The following is a 14,285-nucleotide window of genomic DNA, read 5'->3' as shown; positions in this document are numbered from 1 at the left end:
GCAGTAAAGGCCTTAATTTGTTTCACAAAGCGGTGACGCCCTATTATGACTACGAAAACACCTGTGCCAGAAACCCAGCCAGCAAAACCGGCCGAGGCCCCCGTCGTTTCAGTTAACGCTTCAGGGACGTCTTGGTGGACTGACACCAAAAGCACGTTAACGTTTATGTTGGGGCGTATTGCCGAGCGTAAATTAACACAAGTGGCTTCCAGTCTTACGTTCACGACCATTCTGGCCATTGTTCCGCTACTGGCAGTGGTATTGGCCTTGTTCACGGCCTTTCCGCTTTTCAACGAATTCAGAGGGGCCTTAGAATCTTTTTTAACATCGAATCTAATGCCTGCCGCCGTCTCTGAGACGGTAATGTCCTACTTAAACCAGTTCGCTGAAAAGGCATCAAGCCTGACGGCAATCGGTAGCTTATTTTTAATTGTAACGTCAATCATGTTGATCTCTACGATTGATGAAACCTTTAACGATATTTGGCTAGTGACTGAAAAACGTCCAATCGGACAACGCATTCTTGTTTATTGGGCCATTATTTCCTTAGGTCCCATTTTGGCAGGTGCCAGTATTTGGGCAAGCTCGGTGGTAGCCCGTGAATCACTGGGCTACATTGGCAATCTTCCTCTTATCACCGGGTTCGGCCTGTCATACCTACCTTTTCTGCTCACTGTCATTGGGTTAACCGCCCTATTTGCCTATGTCCCCAACCGACAAGTCTTATGGCGTGATGCGTTGGTGGGTGGTGTGTTCACCGCTTTCTGTTTAGAGGTCTTGAAAAGTGGCTTCGCTTTCTATATCACGCAATTCCCTACCTATACGCTTATTTACGGGGCGTTTGCGACGGTTCCTATCTTTTTGATGTGGATGTACTTGTCGTGGATGGTCGTACTGCTGGGGGCAACCGTTGTCGCCATTTTGCCCGACTTACGTAAACGAGAGCGTTACACTCGCACCTATTCCGGCGCCCCTTTTGTTAACGCCATTGCGTTACTGTACGAGCTTTGGCGCCATCAGGGCGGCACACCGATCGGCCTAAGCCTTGATGAATTAAGTGAACGCTTACATCGAGACCCCTCTGACTTAAGTGCCGTATTAACAGAACTTAAGAAGGAAGCCTACGTTGCCAATACCATTGAGAACGACGTGGAACGTTGGGCTTTGACGTGTAATACAGAAAACGAAGTCTTAGCGCCGTTAATCGATCGCTTCCTCATTAACCGCACACAAGCTGATCAGCCCGTGACCTGCTCGATGATGGCATTGCTTAGCGCGACATTGGGAAATCAAGCTTTAAGCTTAAAACAATTATTTCAGTCCCCTGAAACCCTTAACCAATTATCAAAATCATTAGAAACCACGCTAAGTACGCCCCTTAGCACTGTTCAGGAGTCATCACATGTTAAAAGTTAGTGAAATCTTACGGGTCAAAGGGAATATCCTGTATACGGCTTCACCGGACACTCTCATAAAAAAAGCGATAGAAATCATGAGCGAACAAGATGTGGGCTCGTTAGTCGTTATGGAGCATGGGGAACTGGTAGGTATGTTGACCTTCCGCGAGCTAATTCGGCACATTCATCATTCAAATAAAAGCAGCGAACAAACAACGGTCCGTGCCATCATGGATGACGCTCCGGTTAGTGTCACGCCCAACACAAGCGCAGACGAAGTTCAGCGCTTAATGCTCGCTAAACATGCTCGATACATGCCCGTCATGGATGGGCCTACCCTCATGGGGGTTATCTCGTTCTACGATATGGCAAAAGCCATTGTAGAGGCGCAACAGTTTGAGAACCGGATGCTTAAGGCGTATATACGCGACTGGCCAAGTGACCAAGAAGGTGCTGCTTAATCCGTTGCAAGCGACTGGGCCTGTTTTAGCTCTTCCCATGCCGTTAACAATACCGCGGGATCGTTAGTATTCATGGTTGGCGCATCTGACAAGGTGCGCCGCCATTTTCTTGCCCCTTGCTTACCGTGCGGCCAACCTAACATCGCTCGCGTAGCCATTCGTAAATTCAGCCCTTCAGCAATCAATTGCTGCGCATAATTAAACATACGTTGCACGATCGCTTCGTCTGGCTGATGTGCAAGCGTAGGCCATAAATGCTGACTGATTTCCCTAAGCACGCCCGGTGTGTGCCAAGCGGCTCGGCCCAGCATTACGCCATCAAAACGCTGTAACTGGTCTAATGACTGCTCGCACGTTGCTAATCCCCCATTCAATACAAAAATTGAGTCAGGAAAATCCAGCGTTAAACGATGGGCCCAATCGTAACGTAGAGGGGGAATATCTCGATTTTCTTTAGGCGATAACCCCTTCAGCACGGCATTTCGGGCATGAACGATAAAAACGCGTACACCCACATCATGCTGCTTCCCCACAAAGTCACGGACAAAGTCATAGCTGTCCATGTAATCTAAGCCCAAACGATGCTTTACCGTCACCGGAATCGATACGGCATCTTGCATGGCCTTGACGCAGTCTGCTACTAATTCGGGCTCGGCCATCAAACAAGCACCAAAAGCACCTTTTTGAACGCGCTCGGAAGGACAACCGCAATTCAGGTTAATTTCATCGTAACCCCACTGCTCTCCCAATTTAGCGCTGAGAGCCAACGCGCTGGGGTCGGAGCCTCCTAATTGCAACGCAATCGGGTTTTCAGATGCATCAAAACGCAATAAGCGCTCGACATCCCCATACTGCAACGCACCCGTGGTGATCATCTCGGTATAGAGACGAGCCTTGGGCGCGAGTAGGCGATGGAAATAACGGCAATGGCGATCCGTTACGTCAATCATCGGTGCTACGCATAGCGCCCAAGGACTTAAGCTATCGGGCGCCGCACCCTTGGCGGGTAAGGATACAGAGTCAGAGCAAATTGGAGCGGTCACAAAAAACTTCACCAAAACAAAACGAATAAAGACGTATTTTACGCTAGCAACGTGCTTCAGCGCCAAAACAAGCCTATTTTCACTAGAATAGGCCCCACTTTCTCGCAGCAACGCTATAAAAAGGTTAAAGTTAGCGATTCGATCGCCAGATTAGGCGCATTCTTACCTTTACTCGTAAATTCATAAAGTATGGCTGTTTTTACCACTGTTACCGATGACGACGCGCGCGGGCTATTGCTTAACTTCAATATAGGCGAACTGATCAGTTTGCGCGGTATCACCGCTGGCATTGAAAATACGAATTACTTTTTAACCACGACGAAGGGTGAGTTTGTACTGACCTTGTTTGAGGTACTCACCGCCGAGCAATTACCTTTTTATATCGAGTTAATGCATCACCTCGCTCAGAAAGGGATTCCTGTTCCACAACCTCAAACCCTAAACAACGGTGGCCGCCTCACGACCTTACACAATAAACCTACTGCCATTGTGAGCCGGCTAGCAGGTGGGTATGAGCCAGACCCAAGTGCAAAACACTGTGCGTTGGCAGGCCTCACCTTGGCTCGTACGCACCTAGCCGCCAAAGATTTTCATATTCAACAGCCCAACTTACGTGGTTTAGAGTGGTGGCTAAAAACAGCCCCCTCTTTACTTGAGTTTTTGTCAGTTGATCAAAAAGACTTACTGTTGACGGTGCTGGACGAGCAACGCGAATTTGCTGCTTCTGACGTCTACCAGTCTTTACCCTTTGGGCCTGCGCATTGCGACTTGTTTCGCGACAATGTGCTGTTTGCAGGCACAAGTGAAGCGCCGGTGATGGGTGGTTTCATCGACTTTTACTTTGCAGGCTGCGACACGTGGTTATTTGACGTAGCGGTCAGTGTGAACGACTGGTGCATCCATCGAAATACGGGTAAGTTTGATACTCACAAAGTACAGTCTTGGTTAAGCGCCTACCATTCAATCAGGCCCTTTACCGAGGCAGAACATGAGGCGTGGCCCTACCTATTGCAAGCAGCCGCCTTGCGTTTCTGGATATCACGACTTTATGATTTCTTTTTACCCAGACCCGCGCAAACGCTTAAGCCTCACGACCCTCGACACTTTGAACGAGTGTTACGTGAAAGACGTGCTCATAGCGCACCCAAACTAGGTTAATCCCGTTTTACCCTCAGAGATTCATCATGCAAGCAGCTACATTGCCACTTTCGTACGGTTGGGTTTGGGTTAAAGAAGGCATGCTTCTTTTTAAACGCCAACCCATGGCTATGTTCTTCTGGAGCCTAGTCACAAACATGCTCATTAACCTGAGCTACCTCGTACCCGTATTAGGACAAATTGCGCTAATTACCGCAACACCACTGCTGACATTTATCGTCCTTAACGCATGTCATCGCATTGCTAAAGGCGAAACCATGCCATTAAATGCGTGGCTAAAGCCCATTAAACCTGCTGAAGTGAAGGGCCCTTTATTGCGACTTGGGCTGCTCTATATGCTGGCATGCATGGCCGGAGGTCTACTTTCAACCCTGCCCTTTGTTGATGGCATTCTTAACGCCATTCCTCAAGAAGGACAGGTAGTTGAGTCCGACGTCATTGCGCTGATGCGAGCACCAATGATCACGTTTACGGCGATTTATATTCTTATTTCAGCAATCTTTTGGCATGCTCCTGCCTTAGTCGGCTGGCATCACATTCCAATAAAAAAAGCGCTTTTCTATTCCATGGTAGCCTGCTGGCGCAATAAGCTTCCTTTTATCGTTTACGGCTTATGCTGGGCAGGCCTGTATTTCCTTACCTACAAGCTGGGGCATTTGCTATTAGCCATGGGTTTAAGCCCATCCGGCGCACAGTTACTCAGCACACCCGTAACCCTCGCCTTGATGGCGGTGCTGTACTGCAGCTTTTATCCCATCTATTTAACTGTGTTCGGCCCCAGTGCCATGGCCAGACAAGCCGAATCCAATGTGAACGAAAACGAACTCGATCACTAATCGCCAGCACACATGATTTCGTTAAATGTTTCGAGCGCGTTTAAGTAGGGAAGTAATAGCGGCTTGTAGGACATCAACAGAATACGCATGGAACTCGGCGGGCAACTCGACCACATGAGTGGCTCTACGTCTGTAGTAATAGCCATAAGGCCGCATAAGTTGCTGGCCTTTCAATAGGTGATACTGTTCATCCAAGAAAACAACGGTATGAACACTAGTTAAGAAGAAACTATGTACAGCCCGGCACTCGGGCAACCAAAGCACCGTATCTTGTCGATCGTGAAGTGGAATGCCATGCAGCCCTAACAATCGACTTCTGAAGCTACGCGCCTTCAGAACACGAAGTTGCGTTAACCTAGCGGGTTGAATTAGCGCCCCATCTCTCATTACGTTTTTCATTAAAAAGAACTCAATAAACGATGGACGATGGGATAAGCAATCACCAAAAAGGTACAAGGAAAAATGCAGCTAACGATGGGGAACAGCATTTTCACCGGAGCCTCAAGCGCCGCCTTTTCTGCACGCAAAAATCGCTCTTGGCGGTACTGATCCGATTGTGCTCTTAATACCGGCGCTAAACTTAACCCCATCTGCACAGCATTCTCAATACTGCTTGCTAGCGCCTCCATCTCGTCGACCCCTGTTTCTACAGCGAGTTTTTTAAAACTGTGCTCACGACTGAGTCCAGAACGCATGTCGAACACCGTTCGTTCGATGACATTTTTCAATAAGCCTTCCGGCAACGCTTCAGCAGTGGTTTGCAATGCCAACACCGTGCCAGCACCCGCTTCAACAGAGAGCGCAAAAATATCAAGGAAAAAAGGCAATTGATGACGAAGTTGACGCTGGTACTTACGTTGCTGCGAACGATACTGTAAATAAGGCGCTAAGGTGGCGAATAACACCGCGACGGGAACCCACCACACATTTACTTTTAGTGCCAATACCCATCGAACAGCGACAAAACCTAGCGGCATTAACCCCGCTATCAGCACCTGCTTACCCAGCATGTGTTGGGCAGCTATTACATATTGAGCCTCATCGCCGTGAATTACCTGCCGCAGATGACGTCGTGCTGTCCAAGGTACATAATGCCAAGCCCTACGTCCTATTTTTTGAATAGAACGACGCGTCCAGTTTGACTCCATTCGCTTCAATCTTGAAGCAATGGCAACCACCCACTTCACCACATAGGGAGTTAACACCATAAAACAAAGACTTATTGCTACGGCCAGTAAACACGCCGATAAATAGAACCATAAATTTTGCATTGTCATACCTGTATACGCGCAATCTTGATGAGTAAGCGCAACCCGACAAACTCCAGTAACAACACAATGCCTATGACTACCCACCCACTAAACTCAGTCCACAATGGACGCATTAACTCGGGCTGCATCAGACTCAGTGACATGGCGATGAACAAGGGCATGACCGCCATAACCCAAGCTTGCAAGGTGGCTTGTGCCGTCAGCGCCTTAACCTTGTCTTCGAGATGAAGCTGGGTACGTAAACTTAAGGCCAATCGCTCCAGAATGTCCGCAATACGTCCACCACTGCGTTGCACCATCGTTAAACTAGAGGCTAATAACTGCGTACCCTCATGAGGGACGCGCAGATAAAGACTCTGTAGTGTTTGCTGCAACGTAATACCCAGTTGCTGTTCTTTTATACAAAGCTCAAGCTCTGAACGAAGGGGGTTCGCACAGCGCGGAACGAGCTGTATGAAAGCGGTCTGCACGCCCAATCCTGCTCTGGAACTGAGCGCTAACGCTTGAATAAAATCAGGCAGTTGCCTGCACACTTTTCGTTGGCGCTTTGTTTGTATTGCACGCAGTAAGGCAGGCCATGCCGTCATCAGTGCAGTCGGGGCGAGCAAAGCAATCAGCCAACTTCCAGTGGTAATTACAAGCAGAAAATAACTCAGTCCTAAAGCGACACTTAATGCGGTACGTAAGGAAGCTAAGCTGAAGAACAAAAATACGGTTTCAAACGCCTCTTTAGACTGCACATCAAGCTGTCTTTTTCGCTTAATCCATGACGCTAATGACCACGGCATCGCCACATACAACGCCAAAGAAACTGCCGTAATGATTAATAGAATAAAAAGAAGAAACAACATTCAAACACCTAAGAAAACGTGCGGTGGCTTACTATGACCTTTCGTCGAGGCCATCCAGTTATGCCAGCGTTTTTGCGGTAAACCACTCGGAACACAGCTCGTTAGCTTGAGCTTCAAAGCTCTGTGGAAATAATCCGTTGGCATTAAACTCCACCCTGTCTCCCTCGTGCTCTTTGGCATGAAACAGCTCTTGAAGCAGAATTCGACCACTTTCTTGCCCACATATTTCAGTAATAGAGCTCACTACACGGCGCCCATTATTCAACCGGCTTTGCTGAACGATAATATTGATACTTGCCGAAATGTGATCGCGCACCACTGTCAGTGGTAAATCCATTCCAGCCAGCATAATTAATGTCTCTAACCGATTCATCGCCTCCCGAGGCGAGTTCGCATGCAAGGTGGTCATTGACCCCTCGTGCCCAGTATTCATCGCCGCTAACATATCAAATGCCTCACCCCCACGGCATTCTCCTACCACGATCCGATCGGGCCGCATTCGCAACGCATTGCGCACCAGATCCCGAATGCTGATTAAACCTTTTCCTTCAACGTTCGCCGGCCTTGCCTCTAAGGTCACTACGTTTGCATGTTCCAGCTTTAATTCCGCCGCATCTTCGATGGTGATGATCCGCTCTGACGAACCAATAAAATCGGTTAATACATTCAATAGCGTCGTCTTGCCCGAGCCTGTACCTCCCGACACGAGGATATTTTTTTTATGTTCCACACACACTTTTAAAAAAGCGAGCATAGCGCTGCTCATTGCGCCTTTCGCCAACAGGTCGCCCCCTGCCAAACGATTGCGAGGAAACTTTCTTACGGTTAGGGTCGGCCCCTTTAAGGCAATAGGAGCGACCACAGCATTGACGCGTGATCCATCAGGAAGCCGTGCATCGACCATGGGAGAGCTTTCATCGATACGGCGCCCCAACGGTGAAACAATTCTATCGATCACGGCTAAAAGAGCGGTTTCACTACTGAACTGCAACGTCGAGCGTTCACAACGCCCTGCCCGTTCAACAAAGACTTCGGATGGAGAGTTCACCATCACTTCACTGATACTATCGTCCCTCAGCAATAGTTCTAGCGGACCCAAGCCTAGCGCTTCATCGACCACCCTTTCTGATAACGTCGTTCTACAAAGCGCAGGGGCCAAGTCAGGCTCGGAGTCGATCAAATCGACTAAGCAGCGCTCGGCTTGTGCTCGCAGACTGTCCACGGCTTCAGACCGATAGTTTTTACGCCGTAGATCCAGAGCGTTAACTAATTTATGATGCAGTGGCCCGATATAGGACACATAAGGATCGGCTCCATCAATCGATGAAAATTCTGGCTCTTTCTTCGCAACGGTTACGCTTAAGGGGGGGTCCTCTTGTTGTATCGCTTCAAACGACGCCTCCGTATCGGGAATAGCAACTGGTCTCTCATCACCCACGTTATCGGCAAACGTCGTCGACAAAATATGAATTTGGCAAGGCCCGATGACCACCGTGTCACTCGGCTGCAAAGGCCCATATTCTGTGATACGCACGCCATTCACCATCGTGCCACTTAAGCTTCCTAAGTCTTTGATAAAGTAGTCATTAGCAATTCGTAAAAGCTCGGCATGCTGTTTAGCGATACGCCACCCCTTTAACAACAGTTCTGCTGGAGCCTGACGGCCAATCATGAAAGGCACCTGCAATGAACGGTGCATCACCTCACCATTCTGATGTTCGACTTTAAGGTTCAGCATGAGATGTCCTCGTAGAATCAGACGTAGCAGGAAGCGCCATGGCGTTCAAGCCCGCATCTGAGCTTGTACGATGGGCGAACTCAGCCGCCGTCCATACTGGCATAGCCCAATCGGGTCGTGCTGCTGAGTTTTCTTGATCGGACGTCATCACCTGATGCCGAATCGGCGTGTTCAACACATCTTCACTGCCAAACTGCTGATGTATTACCGCCTCGGCGCGATGCACTCGCTGTTGCATGTCGGGATGCTTCGCATCCACCACAACGGGCGTCACAAAAATTGCCAGTTCAGTTTCATTACGCCTAAAGCGTTCAGAGCTGAATAGTTTTCCTAAAACCGGTAACTGACCTAGCCCCGGCAAACGATCCACGTTTCGGGAGACTTCACGTGATATGAAGCCTGCTAGCACTAAGGTTTGACCAGATTGCACATTAAACTCAGTAGCGGTTCTTCGGGTTTTTAGCGACGGCCCGCTGGGCACGGACAGACTCGGGTCAATAGAGCTAACTTCAACCTCAATTTGAGAACGCACAGCTCCAGATCGTTGAATAAGGGGCGTAATACGCAACGAAACCCCATAAGATTTAAACTGCGTGCTACTTGTCCCATTGCTATCGGTCGTGGTGTAAGGTACCTCGCCCCCAGCCAAGAACTCTGCTGTCGTACCACTGCGGGCTAAAAGCTGCGGCTGGGCTAGCACGGTAGCAGCTCCGATCTCACTGAGGGCGTGAACCCGCGCGGACAATAACGCGTTTAGACCAAAGTACCCGCCCAGCGCCCGCGTTGCACCTTGCGTCTCAAAAGGCCTCTCTCCGGGTAAAGCCTCAAACCGAGATGCCGCACCTTCCCATGCCAATCCCGCGTTCAACCCGCCCACACTCGCTTGGCCCCAACGCACACCGAGATCTCGCATGGCATTTCTTGGCACTTCGACCACCTGTACATCCAGCAGCACCATGTCATCCCAGCCTTGTGTGTCACTGAGGTCTAAGAGTTGCGGATAACGCTGGCTTAAGGCCTGCAACTGTTCACGCTGCCTATCACGTAAATGGGCTCCCTCTACAACAATCTTATCGCCCACGTCACTCAGCTCTAGACCCGGAATCTTTGACAGTAACTGTCGCAACTCTGCTTTAGCTTGTCGTACCCCTTCTGGAGTAATGTGGACCAAGTACTCAGAGCGTGATCCATCAATAGTCCAAACTTGAACCGCGCTGGTGCCCTCATTGCGTGCAAACACGATGACTTCTTTTTCGTCCGTCGTTACCGCATTAACTACATGCCCATCACCCACAGCCACTCTGGCCACATTTGGCACACTTAATACCCGCATATCCCCAACTTGCATTTTCCACGTCTCTGTCACCACCGCCATGACGTTGCCATTGACAACAAAGAGCCCGAGCGTCAAAAGTAAGCCAAAAGCTGGTTTGCAAAACCACGTACGCAAAAAAGGGGTTTGCTTAACGCTGCAAAATAAGAATTTAATAGTCATCGTAGACAGGTTGTTCCATATCAAAATTGGCTAAAGCCTGAGCTCCATTGGGGTCGTCCTCGTCGGCCATCCCGTGATCCGTCTCTGAAGAGGCTGGAGGCTGAACCATGCTGTAAGCATGTTGTGGCAAGGTAAATAACGCACGCGGGTATCTCGCTACTGCTTCAGTGGGATTCAAGCTTGGTACTCGCCGGCTTTCCTTATTTCCGTAAATAATCGGAGCTGTAGCAGGTCTACGCGTCACCGGAGCTTGCGCAATACCCAGCAGCGCCGCCAAATCCCCCCGGACGGCGGCATCGCTAAGTTTTGTATCACCGGGATGGCGCAACATTGCCGTTATGGTGCCCGCTTGCCGAGCTGCTAGGAGTGTCACACCATCTTCAGGGCTGACTTCCAGCGTTAACGTACTTACATTGGTATTTCCATCGTGATCATAAACATCACTGGCTTGATCCACCGCCAAAACCCGCACGCGCTGAAGAAGTGGCGCAGTAACTCGCCGTCGTTGATAGTCAAACGATACGTACACATCAATGATGTCTCCGGCACGAACCAGCCCAGCTACAGAGCTTAAGGCATCGGCCGGGATGGTTATCGCTCGACGCCCTTCCCTCAGCACACCAGAGAATGCTTCAAGCGGAAGTGGGGCCAAATGCGCGGGCAAGATCAAATCTCCCGCTTTCAAGGCGTAACTGAGTACCTGCCCCTCAAGGCGAAGATACTGTTCTGCTAAAACGCTATCGCTACTTACGCTTTCAAAAGGAAAATCTCGCAACGCTAAATGCGTGGAATCAATAACGGTGCCCGCAGCCAGAGTGTGTGCGGCAACCACACGCTGCACCTGAGACGACGAAACCTGAGATTCCAGCTCTTGCACTTTCGTTTGCAAGTAGCGACTTCCTGTCCATGCCGCCAAACCAGCACAAAGCAAAGAAATAAGAATCAGCACCCCTTGCATAGAAAACAATGCACTGACCATGGTTCTAAAATTCATTTCTGACCTATCTGCATAAAATCTGAAGAGATATCAACGTCTGGACGTACATCAATAAGGTAGGCCGTCTGCCTCCATTCCTTAGAGTCCAAATAACCGAGCACAAGATGACGTTGTCCATGGCGAGCCGCAAAGCCATTCACAGTTTGGTTCACACTCCAACCTTCCTTTTCTAAACTGGGAATCAACATTGAAGTGGCGGATTCTCGATCTTTCGCATTGATTTCTATAATTTGTTGAGTCACCCATTGCCCTGGGTGCTGTTCACGCCATTCCCACAGCACGTTTAGCCCTGTGCGTCGGATAAGCGGCTGAGCTTGAATCTTTCCGGTATCGACACAGCTAAGCACTATTTTCTGTCGATTCCAGTCAACGGATTCCAGTTGAATCAGACAATGTGTCAGCCCCTGCTGCCCGCTAAGCGTTAGTCGATTCTCGGCGACCTCAAGCTGAGTTAAAGCAGGAAACTCACGTTGTAAATGCCGTGCCAACGACAAAGGCGTAATACCAGCTACGGTTACGTTACTAGCACTAAGTCGCTCTCCGTTTAGGTTCATGACATCGACCGTGTTCGTAAACGAGGCATGTTGCCCTATGCTTTGAGTAAAACGCGTGACCATTTGCTTGTGACTTCCCCATGGCCGACTGTCTTGCAGCGCATCACTGGCATTAGACGTGGGCACGGCACAGACAAGTACAACAATCCCTCGTGCTAAATAAACGACACAACGGCGCAATACTCGCATCAGCGTTTCCCACCAGAACGATAGCGAGTGGGAATCGAATCTTCCCAACGCGTGAGCCAATCAAAATCAGGTCCAGCACGACGCCATGCACTATCGACCGGCGCGCTATAACGAGTAATAACCCGCCCTACTTGCGTACTATGACGGTGCGCTTCGGCCCAAAGCTGTTCGCTACTAGCGATACGACGACGTGTCCATTGCGGTGCCACAGCATGACCAGCGCCGGAGATAATCACATGAGACTGGGTCAATAATGGGGAAGTAAAAGTGGCCGACTCAAGTCTCTGACTGTGACCGACTCGATAAGCCCTCCCCTTATCCGTTGTACTCAGTTCTTCGGAAAGCCCTAAAGCGATCGTTGAGGTAGGGTCAAAACGAAGTAAGTTAAAAGCATGTCCTGTTAGCGCTGAATGCACCTTGCTGTGCGAGGAAAGACGCTGAAGTGGTGTGTGTTTATCGACATCGGCGGAGGCCAAACGAGTCAACAACCAAGCCGACTCGGCCGCTTTACTTTGTAAAGTGGACTTTTGATACTGTAGATTTAACAGCCAATGCGCCGCCATCACCGATAACAGCAACAATGGCAATAAAATAATAAGCTCAACCATCGCTTGACCTCGTTGCATCAGGACCCCTTTACCTGCGTAAGCTTCAGCTCATTAGCTGGCACCAAACGCGCTTGCCAGTACGGGTTAAACACATTGGACTTTTCATTCCTAAAATCAGGGTGCGCAAAGTACGCTTGGGCTGCGGCGTAAGTGTGAATATTGGGGCTTAAGGTTTTATTACTGACCTGCAAGGCCACAGAAACCGCCTCTACTTGCTCCTTTAACACCGTCACGGGTACCAAACGCGAGCTCGGTAAACGCATCCGTTGAGCTCGTGCGCGAGATGAAGCCATGGGGTTAGAGACGCCGGTATGAATATCCCACTTACCCACGGCCTCAACCCATCGCCAAAAGGCTTGATTCGAAAAATTCTCTGGTGGGCTATCCACTGTGGGCGCATCAATAATTTGCGTATTTGTCGTAGGTATCCATGCCCAGCCCATTTCGTACTCGCGGTAATAGCAAAGAATCCATCGATTCGATCGTAAGGCGTGATACGACTGCGTATCAGCACTTGCCCAACGCCCATCACGGTCGAGCGTCGTACGTCCCCTGCGTCGCAGTTGATGGCGCAAATGAGGGCAACGCTTACTGACCGACCACCAGTTATAAGCTGTTCGATTACGCGGTTTTAAAAACTCGTATTGTTGACTTGTGCTATGCAACCAGTCCGCAACAAAACTATTAATGGCTAAGGTGTTAAACGGTTTTTCCAAACTCAGCTCAATCTGCACATCAACGCCATCGCCTAATGCCTTATGACCCATGTTTTCAGCCAATACAAGGTGGGCGGCTTCTCGCGCCTCACTATTAAAATGGTGTACGAGCGCTTGTTGCAGAGCGAGAAACGTGTGATTGCTATAACGCTGATGCGCCGTTAGCGCTTGAACGAGTGGCGCTTCCAAGTGACCGTTCAACCGAAGGGCTCTGGCATCTGCTGCTTGCCGATAGGCAATGCCATGCGGGGGACCAAACATCATTGAAATCACCGAGGCCGGAGGGTTTCGCCTCCCTAACTGAATGGCCTCTTGGGCTGCAAAATTACCCCACGAAGCTAAGCTCAACATATGAGCCGTCGCAAGATGATGAGCGACGTAAGCTCTATTTAGATAAGCCATGTAATTTAAGGCACGGGCCTGTACTAAGGCCGCACTGTAAGCAGCCATATCTGTGCTACTTGTTTGGCGCATACGATCGGTCGCGGTACCACTTAGCTTGTAGAACTGTGTCATGGCGAGCAGTATTAACGCCATCACAATCACCGCCAGCGTTACGGCTTGACCCGACTGCAGACGAGGCCCGTGATTCATCAGTTACCCGCGCTAGCGTTGCCAGTGAAGGACTGTAAGTTTTTCGCTGCTGACTGCGCTCCGGCAGCGGCCGCCGCCCCTCCTGCGACTTCACTGAATCGAGTGCCGTCCTCTCCGGCAAGCTCATGGGCCATCGCCGCCGTCTGTGAGCGTATCACTTGACCAAAGAGCTGAAAGACCGCGATGGAAGCCACCGCTACCAACGCTACGATAATGACGTACTCGACCATACCCTGTCCCCGCTGACGTAAATGCAAACGCATATGCCTCTCCTAAAAAGCACCTAGTTTGCACGGCAACATCAGCGGCCACAATTCGGAGAAGCCGAGCTAGATCAAAACATCTTGGGCACGATATGCAGCAGAAAAACTTACGTT

The 14,285-nt window shown here is 49.8% G+C and carries 15 protein-coding genes; 4 read left to right on the top strand and 11 right to left on the bottom strand.

The genetic code is table 11. The annotated features are described in order from the left end of the window. The first annotated feature begins 45 nt into the window (after positions 1–45). Positions 46–1,416 (top strand): YihY family inner membrane protein, encoded by a 1,371-nt coding sequence (locus tag AC2UZI_RS07080; RefSeq protein ID WP_486943105.1) that lies wholly within the window; start codon positions 46–48, stop codon positions 1,414–1,416. Further along, entirely contained in the window at positions 1,403–1,858 is a 456-nt protein-coding gene (locus AC2UZI_RS07075; protein ID WP_486943104.1) for a CBS domain-containing protein, read from the top strand. Before AC2UZI_RS07080 ends, AC2UZI_RS07075 begins: the two co-directional genes overlap by 14 nt. Here AC2UZI_RS07075 and dusA read toward each other — a convergent pair. Beyond that, the gene (dusA, locus tag AC2UZI_RS07070) at positions 1,855–2,808 is read right to left on the bottom strand and encodes a tRNA dihydrouridine(20/20a) synthase DusA (protein ID WP_486943734.1); all 954 of its coding nucleotides are present in this window, start codon (positions 2,806–2,808) and stop codon (positions 1,855–1,857) included. The genes AC2UZI_RS07075 and dusA overlap by 4 nt on opposite strands. Positions 2,809–3,090: 282 nt before the next feature. On the opposite strand from dusA, the gene AC2UZI_RS07065 reads away from it, so the two are divergent. Then, positions 3,091–4,059, top strand: coding sequence for a homoserine kinase (locus AC2UZI_RS07065; protein WP_486943103.1), 969 nt, complete (start codon positions 3,091–3,093; stop codon positions 4,057–4,059). A 26-nt stretch (positions 4,060–4,085) separates the two neighbouring features. Next, positions 4,086–4,895, top strand: a complete 810-nt coding sequence (locus AC2UZI_RS07060; protein WP_486943102.1) for a BPSS1780 family membrane protein — start codon at positions 4,086–4,088, stop codon at positions 4,893–4,895. A 21-nt stretch (positions 4,896–4,916) separates the two neighbouring features. Here AC2UZI_RS07060 and AC2UZI_RS07055 read toward each other — a convergent pair whose 3' ends face one another. The 10 genes from AC2UZI_RS07055 to AC2UZI_RS07010 form a co-directional block, all read right to left on the bottom strand. After that, positions 4,917–5,294: a hypothetical protein gene (locus AC2UZI_RS07055; RefSeq protein ID WP_486943101.1), complete on the bottom strand. Its 378-nt coding sequence runs from the start codon at positions 5,292–5,294 to the stop codon at positions 4,917–4,919. Beyond that, positions 5,294–6,166 carry a type II secretion system F family protein gene (locus AC2UZI_RS07050; protein WP_486943100.1) on the bottom strand — a complete coding sequence of 291 codons (873 nt, stop codon included), beginning with the start codon at positions 6,164–6,166 and terminating at the stop codon, positions 5,294–5,296. The genes AC2UZI_RS07055 and AC2UZI_RS07050 overlap by 1 nt, the downstream gene beginning before the upstream one ends. Positions 6,167–6,168: 2 nt before the next feature. Then, the gene (locus AC2UZI_RS07045; RefSeq protein WP_486943099.1) at positions 6,169–7,017 is read right to left on the bottom strand and encodes a type II secretion system F family protein; all 849 of its coding nucleotides are present in this window, start codon (positions 7,015–7,017) and stop codon (positions 6,169–6,171) included. A 58-nt stretch (positions 7,018–7,075) separates the two neighbouring features. Then, on the bottom strand, positions 7,076–8,755 hold the full coding sequence (locus AC2UZI_RS07040) for a TadA family conjugal transfer-associated ATPase (RefSeq protein WP_486943098.1): 1,680 nt from the start codon (positions 8,753–8,755) through the stop codon (positions 7,076–7,078). Continuing rightward, entirely contained in the window at positions 8,742–10,130 is a 1,389-nt protein-coding gene (locus AC2UZI_RS07035; RefSeq protein ID WP_486943097.1) for a type II and III secretion system protein family protein, read from the bottom strand. The genes AC2UZI_RS07040 and AC2UZI_RS07035 overlap by 14 nt, the downstream gene beginning before the upstream one ends. Before the next feature lie 109 nt (positions 10,131–10,239). Further along, the gene (gene cpaB, locus AC2UZI_RS07030) at positions 10,240–11,244 is read right to left on the bottom strand and encodes a Flp pilus assembly protein CpaB (RefSeq protein WP_486943096.1); all 1,005 of its coding nucleotides are present in this window, start codon (positions 11,242–11,244) and stop codon (positions 10,240–10,242) included. Further along, on the bottom strand, positions 11,241–11,990 hold the full coding sequence (locus AC2UZI_RS07025; protein ID WP_486943095.1) for a hypothetical protein: 750 nt from the start codon (positions 11,988–11,990) through the stop codon (positions 11,241–11,243). The genes cpaB and AC2UZI_RS07025 overlap by 4 nt, the downstream gene beginning before the upstream one ends. Continuing rightward, on the bottom strand, positions 11,990–12,616 hold the full coding sequence (locus tag AC2UZI_RS07020; protein ID WP_486943094.1) for a TadE/TadG family type IV pilus assembly protein: 627 nt from the start codon (positions 12,614–12,616) through the stop codon (positions 11,990–11,992). Before AC2UZI_RS07020 ends, AC2UZI_RS07025 begins: the two co-directional genes overlap by 1 nt. Beyond that, a complete protein-coding gene (locus AC2UZI_RS07015) occupies positions 12,616–13,908 on the bottom strand; it encodes a hypothetical protein (protein ID WP_486943093.1) in 1,293 nt (430 codons plus the stop codon). The genes AC2UZI_RS07020 and AC2UZI_RS07015 overlap by 1 nt, the downstream gene beginning before the upstream one ends. Then, the gene (locus tag AC2UZI_RS07010; RefSeq protein ID WP_486943092.1) at positions 13,908–14,171 is read right to left on the bottom strand and encodes a Flp family type IVb pilin; all 264 of its coding nucleotides are present in this window, start codon (positions 14,169–14,171) and stop codon (positions 13,908–13,910) included. The genes AC2UZI_RS07015 and AC2UZI_RS07010 overlap by 1 nt, the downstream gene beginning before the upstream one ends. Positions 14,172–14,285: the final 114 nt, after the last annotated feature.

It is taken from the genome of Paenalcaligenes sp. DL 463 (genome assembly GCF_057475185.1).
The sequence above is the reverse complement of the archived record's forward strand: the minus strand, read 5'-3'. Positions and strand labels throughout refer to the sequence as shown.

Excerpts from the sequence above, each read along its gene's own strand:
- AC2UZI_RS07035 (WP_486943097.1), bottom strand. The coding sequence starts at position 10,130 with ATGGCGGTGGTGACAGAGACGTGGAAAATGCAAGTTGGGGATATGCGG.
- AC2UZI_RS07055 (WP_486943101.1), bottom strand. The coding sequence starts at position 5,294 with ATGAAAAACGTAATGAGAGATGGGGCGCTAATTCAACCCGCTAGGTTA.
- AC2UZI_RS07025 (WP_486943095.1), bottom strand. The coding sequence starts at position 11,990 with ATGCGAGTATTGCGCCGTTGTGTCGTTTATTTAGCACGAGGGATTGTT.
- cpaB (WP_486943096.1), bottom strand. The coding sequence starts at position 11,244 with ATGAATTTTAGAACCATGGTCAGTGCATTGTTTTCTATGCAAGGGGTG.
- AC2UZI_RS07040 (WP_486943098.1), bottom strand. The coding sequence starts at position 8,755 with ATGCTGAACCTTAAAGTCGAACATCAGAATGGTGAGGTGATGCACCGT.
- AC2UZI_RS07015 (WP_486943093.1), bottom strand. The coding sequence starts at position 13,908 with ATGAATCACGGGCCTCGTCTGCAGTCGGGTCAAGCCGTAACGCTGGCG.
- AC2UZI_RS07045 (WP_486943099.1), bottom strand. The coding sequence starts at position 7,017 with ATGTTGTTTCTTCTTTTTATTCTATTAATCATTACGGCAGTTTCTTTG.
- AC2UZI_RS07050 (WP_486943100.1), bottom strand. The coding sequence starts at position 6,166 with ATGCAAAATTTATGGTTCTATTTATCGGCGTGTTTACTGGCCGTAGCA.
- AC2UZI_RS07080 (WP_486943105.1), top strand. The coding sequence starts at position 46 with ATGACTACGAAAACACCTGTGCCAGAAACCCAGCCAGCAAAACCGGCC.
- dusA (WP_486943734.1), bottom strand. The coding sequence starts at position 2,808 with ATGATTGACGTAACGGATCGCCATTGCCGTTATTTCCATCGCCTACTC.
- AC2UZI_RS07065 (WP_486943103.1), top strand. The coding sequence starts at position 3,091 with ATGGCTGTTTTTACCACTGTTACCGATGACGACGCGCGCGGGCTATTG.
- AC2UZI_RS07060 (WP_486943102.1), top strand. The coding sequence starts at position 4,086 with ATGCAAGCAGCTACATTGCCACTTTCGTACGGTTGGGTTTGGGTTAAA.
- AC2UZI_RS07010 (WP_486943092.1), bottom strand. The coding sequence starts at position 14,171 with ATGCGTTTGCATTTACGTCAGCGGGGACAGGGTATGGTCGAGTACGTC.
- AC2UZI_RS07020 (WP_486943094.1), bottom strand. The coding sequence starts at position 12,616 with ATGCAACGAGGTCAAGCGATGGTTGAGCTTATTATTTTATTGCCATTG.
- AC2UZI_RS07075 (WP_486943104.1), top strand. The coding sequence starts at position 1,403 with ATGTTAAAAGTTAGTGAAATCTTACGGGTCAAAGGGAATATCCTGTAT.